This is a genomic window from Paenibacillus sp. SAFN-117 (genome assembly GCF_051966115.1).
Classification (GTDB): domain Bacteria; phylum Bacillota; class Bacilli; order Paenibacillales; family NBRC-103111; genus Paenibacillus_L; species Paenibacillus_L residui.
Genome location: NZ_JBQCLK010000066.1, coordinates 1 through 7505 on the forward strand (window position 1 = coordinate 1; position 7505 = coordinate 7505).

Here is a 7505-nt window from a genome sequence, read left to right on the forward strand (position 1 = left end):
ACCTCAGTATTACATTCACCGTTAGTTCAGTCACATCATGCAATTATGCCGATTTTCGCTCTGCGAAAGTTGAGTTACTATGACTTATCATTTTCCATTTCTCACGTATCTCTTGATCCCTTCAGCGCCCCCGCTGATATGCCAGGTACCGACCAAACGATCAAGCGATCGAAGATCAGGGTTTGGCCTTGGCGGCGGATACGCTTGATCTTGTATGTTATGATCAGTCATTGGTTTCTCCTCCCAAATGATTGAGCTTATTTCATTTTCATATCATCATTAATGATTGCTTGCGCCAGTACGCCCGGAGCCATCATGACGGCCGAATGATCTTGTCCGGATAGCGTATGGTGTTCAGCCAGAGGTAATAGTTCGGCTAGCGCCTTGGCCGCGTCATGGAAAAGTGATTCGCTGTTTTCCCCTGTCATGACCAAGGTAGGGACACTCCCTTCCCATCGACCGGTTGGCAGAGGTTTTCCGGACTGCGTCTCGCCCATAATCATCCCGTCATAGACAAGCGTATGAGCCATGCTTTCCATCGACTTCCAAGATGGATCTGCTTTCATATATTCGATATATTCCGTCGGTATACCGACAGCTTCGGTCATGTAGTATTCTACCGCTTCACTTCGTTGGCCGGTTTCGACGAATTTATTCAATTGGTCTATGTATTCTGCCGACACAGGTTTGCGGCTGTCATTAATAATGAACGGCGGTTCGTACAGATAAAGCTTTGACACTTGATTTCCTAATTTGTTGGCTGCGTCAAGGGCTAGCACCGCCCCGGATGAGCTGCCGAACAAACTTGCATTACCACCGGCTTCACGGATCAAAGCCTCTATATCCTCAATTTCGCGTTCAACAGCGTACGGCGTTGTATCGGAGCTTTGTCCGCGTCCCCGACGGTCGTAGTTGTAGACGGTGAAATGATCGGCAAGCTGTTCGGCGAGCCCCGCGGCATCCCGATGATCGGCAGCCGCAGACGATACCAAAACAATGGCGGGTCCGTTTCCTTGCTTTTGATATGCGATTCTTGTTCCGTCTTTAGAAATAATCGTTTTCATATTTATCTTTCCTCCTGTTAATGTTGTTTCTACATATTCTTCAAGTCGATCGAAGGCATCGGTGAATCCTTCGATCATCCCCATCGCCTCGGCGTTTTCCAAGTCATGGACGCTTGCGAAACGGGTCACAATACGAAGCTTCGTACCTCCGGCCGCCTTCTCGAAATGAACGGTTGTGAGCATCTCGCTGTTCTCTACGACATTCCAATCTCTGTCGGCGAACGAGTCGATGTAAACTAGCTTGGACGGTTCGCAAACATCCTGGTAGACGGCTCGGCAGAAAGCCTCTTCTCCGGTGCCATCGTCGGATTTAAGGCTATAGCGCCAGACTCCGCCGGGCCTCACATCCATTTCATATATGGTGGAAGTCCAGGACCTGGGCCCCCACCAACGGGCAACGTGTTGCGGCTCAGTCCATCCTTCCCAGGCAAGCTTGGGAGATATGGCTACTATACGTTCGACGGTAAGCTCCCGACGCTCTCGATCTCTATAGATTCTTGTCTGTCTTGTTCTCATCGCGTTTCATCCTCATTACGTAATTTTCCAGTGCATCAAGACGCTCGTTCCAGATGGCCTGGTAGTTCCAGTAATAACTGGCGATTAAGCTGTTGATACCTGTCATAAGTTCTCCTTTCTTTTGTAGTCGAGCATATAGTCCTCGAAATTGTCGAGCCGTTCTTCCCACAGGATGCTGAATGAATCGAACCATTCATCCAGTTCCTGAAACGGTCGGGGTTCAAGGCTATATATTCGCTGCTGCGCCTTGCTGCGGACGCGTACCAACCCAGCCTCGCTCAAAATACGCAAATGGCGAGATACTTGAGGCTGGCCGATGTTGAGGGCATGGACGATTTCACTGACGGATCGCGGCCCTTGCTTTAAAAGTTCAACAATGTTAAAACGGTTCGGCTCGGCGATCGTAAATAACGTTAATTGCATCGCTGTCGTATTCATGCCATTAATATACACCATTACGTATATACACGTCAACGTATATATTAGTTTTGTTGTACAATAAAAATGTAGTTAAATGGGAACACACATGATGCGGCTGACCTTGAAATCCCAGTTTAGGGACGCCACGATAAATACGTATTCAAAATTCGTGGCTACGACATGCTCCAATATGGTTTTGACATACCCTGCTGCGTGTCACAATTAGTCAGCGCGGGAAAAATCGAGCGGCACGGCAGCAATTTGGCAATGCTCGAAGCGCCGTTTTAGTTGTATTGTCACTGTTCGGAGATGATTTACCCATGGATTTAAAGGAACTGAAGACTTGCTGATACATAGGACGATAAGCGAGAGCTTTTGCAACATAGCAATCCAGAAGAAACTATTATATTCTTCATATGTTATCGTAAGCATCAAACATAAATTATTGCAGTTAGAAAGGAGTAAGACATGGCAAATATCGAGCACTTGCAAACCGTAAATGTTCCAGCGTCGAAGGTGTATGAAACTTTAACCACTGCTGAGGGACTGTCGGAAATATGGACAAATGAACTCATTGTTAATAATCAGATTGGCTTTATTAATGAATTTCGATTCGGCAGCAATGACATAACTAAGATGAGAATAGAGGAATTGATCACTAATAAAAAAGTCGTTTGGCAGTGTATAGATTCAGATCCAGAATGGATTGGTACGACCATTTCCTTTGATATTGAAGGGAAGAACGGGAAGTCTTTTATTACTTTGAGTCATTCGAACTGGAAAGAAGTAACGCCATTTTATCGTTCCTGTAACTACAACTGGGCTATTTTCCTTTATAGTCTCAAATCCTACTGTGAAGATGGCGATGGAATCCCCTATCATAAACGTAAGTTTTAATAATTGGAGTTATATTGCGCATTTCGCTAAAAGGGAAACGATAGTTTAATAAGCCGCCTCTTCAACGAGGCGGTTATCTTATCTTCGAAATCAACACCAGGATAAAGTTATTTTGGGCATAAAAATACCGCGAACAAGCAGCCTCCTAAGAAGCTGCTGTTTCACGGTAAAAGCAAGAAATCCGCTTATTATCAAAAAAGATCCGATCTTCATCGTATCCCGCTACGTCCTCAAGTGTTGTTTTATATGTTACCTTAAAATGCCAAGGTGGTACCAGCGTAGCTGATACCACCCCAAATACGGCTTGTCTATCCGTCAAGTCCGGCGGAAATTAGTTCGGTTTGCATAAGCATTCCCTAGCCGTTAACTCCATCGGATCCAAGCAGCTTCATACGCAACTGGTACTGCAGCGTAACTGGCAATGTATCATCCAACATCGTGTACTCCTCCAATAAGCGATATTATAGTGGATATATCATCTTAACGACATGTTGATATGGTAAGTATGAACAGAAATAGTTACCAAGTACCAAGCAAGTATGGACTTAGTATAGCAGCATATCACCCGTAAGCTAATACCGATATTATATTTTCATGTAAATAAGATACGCGGCTGACGGCTTCCCTTTCTAAACTATGCGCCATAATAGGTGTAAAATCAAGCTTCACTGTGCTGCGTTGCACTCGGGCATATAGCTAAATCGGCGGATGACAGCGAAACGGTTTCTCCCATAAACCTGTCCTTGTCCGTTCACTTGGCTCAAGCATACCATCCCCCCTAATGTATTTTGATAAGCGATTATTGCTCTAAAAACTCTCATTCAACCAGCTTATAAATCACTGAAGCTAGAACGGATATCCCCGCTTTTTTAGCCGATAATGAAGAACCGAAAGGCTGCCGATTTCTGCCGGCAGCCCTGGTTGAGGATTCGTGAGTTTATAGTATTGATGTAATTACACCAAGTATCTTCCCGTGATCGACTGCTCCGCGTGAATGATCTGCGCAGGCGTGCCCTCGAACACTAACTGGCCGCCCTTGCTGCCTCCGTCGGGTCCCATATCAATGATCCAATCCGCATTTCGGATGATATCCAAATTATGTTCAATGACTATGACCGTATTACCGGCGTCTACCAGCCGGTTCATGATTGCAAGCAAATGGCTGATATCGGACATATGCAGACCGGTTGTCGGCTCGTCCATGACATAAATACTCCCTTGTTTATGCAGCTCGCTGGCCAGCTTGATGCGTTGGCATTCCCCGCCCGAAAGCGTACTGAGCGGCTGGCCGAGCTGCAAATAACCCAGTCCCACATCGCTCATGGCTTGGAGAATTTTCGAGACCCCCTTCAAGTTAAAGAAGGCAAGGGCCTGTTCGACGGTCATCTCCAATACATCAGCAATGGATTTGCCGTCCAACTGATAGGCCAGCACTTCTTCCTTGAAACGTTTGCCCCCGCATACCTCGCAAGGGAGTTTGACGCTTTCCAAGAAGGACAGATCGGTATAAACGACGCCGAGACCTTGGCAGTTTTCGCAGGCCCCTTTGGAGTTAAAGCTGAACAAGCCGGGGCTCACTTCATTCGCAGTCGCGAACGCCTTGCGCACATCGTCCATGATGCCGGTGTAGGTGGCCGGGTTGGAGCGGGTCGAGACGCCGACTGCCGACTGGTCAATAACGATAGAATCGGGATGCTGGCGCAAGAACACCTCGTTAATTAATGTGCTCTTCCCGGAGCCGGCGACGCCCGTCACTACGGTCAGCACACCTGCCGGTATATCGACGCTGACATTCTTCAAATTGTGCAGGTTGGCGTCCACAATGGACAGATGGCCCGAGGCCTGGCGGAAACTGGCTTTGATCGGCAGTTCCTGTTTCAGATGGTTGCCTGTCAGCGTATCGGCCTCCAGCAGGCCTGAATAACTGCCTTCATAAACGATGGTACCCCCGCGGCTGCCTGCATAAGGGCCGACATCGACAATATGATCGGCCACTTTGATGACGTCGGGATCATGTTCGACCACTATGACCGTGTTGCCTTTATCGCGCAGCTTCTGAAGCAATTCATTGAGCCGGTGCACATCGCGGGGATGCAGCCCGACGCTGGGCTCATCAAAGATGTAAGTGACATCGACCAGACTGCCGCTCAGATGCTTCACCATCTTAACCCGCTGCGATTCGCCGCCGGACAACGTATCCGTCTCACGGTCCAGCGTCAAGTAGTCCAGTCCGATATCCACCAGATGCTGCAGACGCTCCGTCAGCGACTTGACAATCGGCGCGGCAACCGGATCGTCAATCTCCCGGATGACGCCGATGAGCTGCCCCACCTCCATGGAGGACATCTCCGCAATGTTGAGTCCGTTGATCCTGCAGCTTAGTGCGGCCTGATTGAGTCTCGCGCCGCGACAGCAGGAGCAGGGACCTTCGGTAATGTATGGCGCAACCGCTTTTTGTGTGCGTTCGGATTTCGTCTTCAAATCCTGCTTTATGTATTTATTGGTGAACTTCTCAATGACGCCTTCCACTGTAATATTCGTTGCCTTACCGGCGAAATCCATCTTCACTTTCCTTGCCTTGGCGTACAGCAATTGCTCCAGTTCCTCATCCGAATAATCGCTCAGCTTCTTGTCGAGATCGAAGTCCCCCGACTGTACGATCATGTTCCATTCCCAGCCGCCCACTGAATAGTCCGGCAGCATAATTGCCCCTTCATTCAACGATTTAGACATGTCCAGCGCCTTGCTCATGTCGACGCCCAGCCTGCGGCCGATCCCGTTGCATTCGGGACACATACCTTGCGGATCGTTAAACGAGAACATGTTCACTTCTCCAACATAGGGCTGACCCACTCGAGAGAAGAGAAGGCGGAGAATGGGAGAGATATCGGTAATCGTGCCCATCGTGGAATGGGAACCGCCGCCCAGCCGTTTCTGGTCCACAATAACCGCCATGCTCAGGTTTTCGATCCCGTCTGTATCCGGCTGTGGAACGCGCGGCAGGAAATTACGCACGAACATGCTGAAGTTCTCATTCAGCAATCGCGTGGATTCTGCGGCAATCGTATCGAAGACGATTGATGACTTCCCGGATCCGGATACCCCGGTGAAGATCGTGATCTTCCGCTTGGGAATGCGCAAGGATACGTTCTTGAGATTGTTTTCCCTGGCACCACGAATTTCAATATATTCTTGGTAAGGGTGGGACTTCGAGCTCTCCTTCATGAATGACCTCCGAATTGTATAAATTCAAATTGGTGTACATCATTATCACAATATTCATGGATTCTCTGTTTCCGGGGTAGTGCCAGCGAAGCAGTTACCACTCGCAATGCAGAAATCGGTGTCCTACGACGGGCTTGAAATCATTTTCTAACACCCACTTGGCAAGCATTTTTGAGTCGGTTAACGCGGACCAAAGCTTCTCGATCGATGTCGCGTACTGAAAATCCAGCTCTAACTTCAAACTCATTCTTCTTCCTCCTCTAATAGTTGGTTCAAGCGCAACATATTCGTGCTCCAGAACTTGCTGTAGAAAGCCACCCAATCTTGAACTTCTCTAAGTGGAGAGGCATTTAGCCTAAATCGCGTTTCTCTGCCGACTTTTCGGTCATGTACCAGCCCGGCCTCTTTAAGGATTGTCAAATGCTTGGATACCGCTGTACGTCCCATTTGAAAATGTGCCGTTAACTCATGAAGCGGTTTTTCCTCCGTCTCTGCTAACAAACTAATTAGTTGTCGCCTGGTTGGATCTGCAATCGCGTCAAACACATCCCTCAACTGGTTGTTCTCGCTCACAACTCTCCCTCCAAACTTTTATTTTGTGTAATGGAAAGTATTGCTGATACGAAGGGATAGCCGTTCATTTCACCACCTCCTTAAAGTTGCGGCTCTCCGGACACTGCGTCCGCCGCTTAACTAATACCCGAAAAAGGCGTCCTTTTTGATATTCCGTTTGGATATATCATTAATCTAACCATCTCCATTCAGACTCCAATGTTTCCAAATGACCGACTCTTAATTAGACACCATTTGGTGACTATATAAATATAGGACACCATTTGGTGTCGTGTCAACAATATTTTTATACTCCAAAATTGATCCGCCTTACAGTATAATAATCTTTAAGTGACAAAGAACGCCTGGCTCCATTCCAACAAGGAATGGAGCCAGGCGTTCTTTCATTTTATCGGGGAGTTGCAAGCTGAATTACAAATTCGAAGAGGCCCATACTAGGTTTATACAGTTATTTAACATCAACCATCGCACTTCTCACTACAGTACGCATGCTCAAATCACTCTGCGATAAAGGCTGGTTTACGCCAATAACTGTTCGACAGGCAAGCATGTTGTGTGTTATGAACTTTTGACGAGACATCCTGCAGCTTTGATAGAAAAACTGCAATTTTACATCTTTCACCCGGGTTGTTGTTTGGTTGGAAAAAATTGCTGCAAAAATACATCCTTTTGAGCCTCAAATTGAAGCAATGCCTGCCATTAAACGATATTCGTGTATTTTTGCAGGCTTTTCCCGATGGCGTAAAGTATTCTGTGTACCAAGATTTGGAGCCTTCACAGGCGACAAAAAAGTAGGGTATTCTCGGGATT

The 7505-nt window shown here is 47.4% G+C and carries 5 protein-coding genes and 1 pseudogene; 1 reads left to right on the forward strand and 5 read right to left on the reverse strand.

Annotated features, from left to right (window positions below):
* Positions 1 to 257: 257 nt before the first annotated feature.
* Together ACTHRH_RS25265 and ACTHRH_RS25270 are read right to left on the reverse strand one after the other, a co-directional pair.
* Positions 258 to 1580, reverse strand: a complete 1323-nt coding sequence (locus ACTHRH_RS25265; protein ID WP_440418207.1) for an alpha/beta fold hydrolase — start codon at positions 1578 to 1580, stop codon at positions 258 to 260.
* A gap of 102 nt (positions 1581 to 1682) precedes the next feature.
* The gene (locus ACTHRH_RS25270; RefSeq protein ID WP_379290660.1) at positions 1683 to 2018 is read right to left on the reverse strand and encodes an ArsR/SmtB family transcription factor; all 336 of its coding nucleotides are present in this window, start codon (positions 2016 to 2018) and stop codon (positions 1683 to 1685) included.
* Between the two features lie 450 nt (positions 2019 to 2468).
* Here ACTHRH_RS25270 and ACTHRH_RS25275 point away from each other — a divergent pair, with 450 nt between their 5' ends.
* Positions 2469 to 2897 carry an SRPBCC family protein gene (locus ACTHRH_RS25275; RefSeq protein ID WP_379290662.1) on the forward strand — a complete coding sequence of 143 codons (429 nt, stop codon included), beginning with the start codon at positions 2469 to 2471 and terminating at the stop codon, positions 2895 to 2897.
* Between the two features lie 954 nt (positions 2898 to 3851).
* Here ACTHRH_RS25275 and ACTHRH_RS25280 read toward each other — a convergent pair.
* The 3 genes and pseudogenes from ACTHRH_RS25280 to ACTHRH_RS25290 all read right to left on the reverse strand — a co-directional run bounded on the left by ACTHRH_RS25280 (position 3852) and on the right by ACTHRH_RS25290 (position 6695).
* Positions 3852 to 6122: an ATP-binding cassette domain-containing protein gene (locus ACTHRH_RS25280; protein WP_440418210.1), complete on the reverse strand. Its 2271-nt coding sequence runs from the start codon at positions 6120 to 6122 to the stop codon at positions 3852 to 3854.
* A 112-nt stretch (positions 6123 to 6234) separates the two neighbouring features.
* Positions 6235 to 6369, reverse strand: a pseudogene (locus ACTHRH_RS25285) (SRPBCC family protein); the annotation flags it as partial.
* A complete protein-coding gene (locus ACTHRH_RS25290) occupies positions 6366 to 6695 on the reverse strand; it encodes an ArsR/SmtB family transcription factor (RefSeq protein ID WP_379290667.1) in 330 nt (109 codons plus the stop codon). The pseudogene ACTHRH_RS25285 and the gene ACTHRH_RS25290, both read right to left, overlap by 4 nt.
* Positions 6696 to 7505 lie beyond the last annotated feature (810 nt).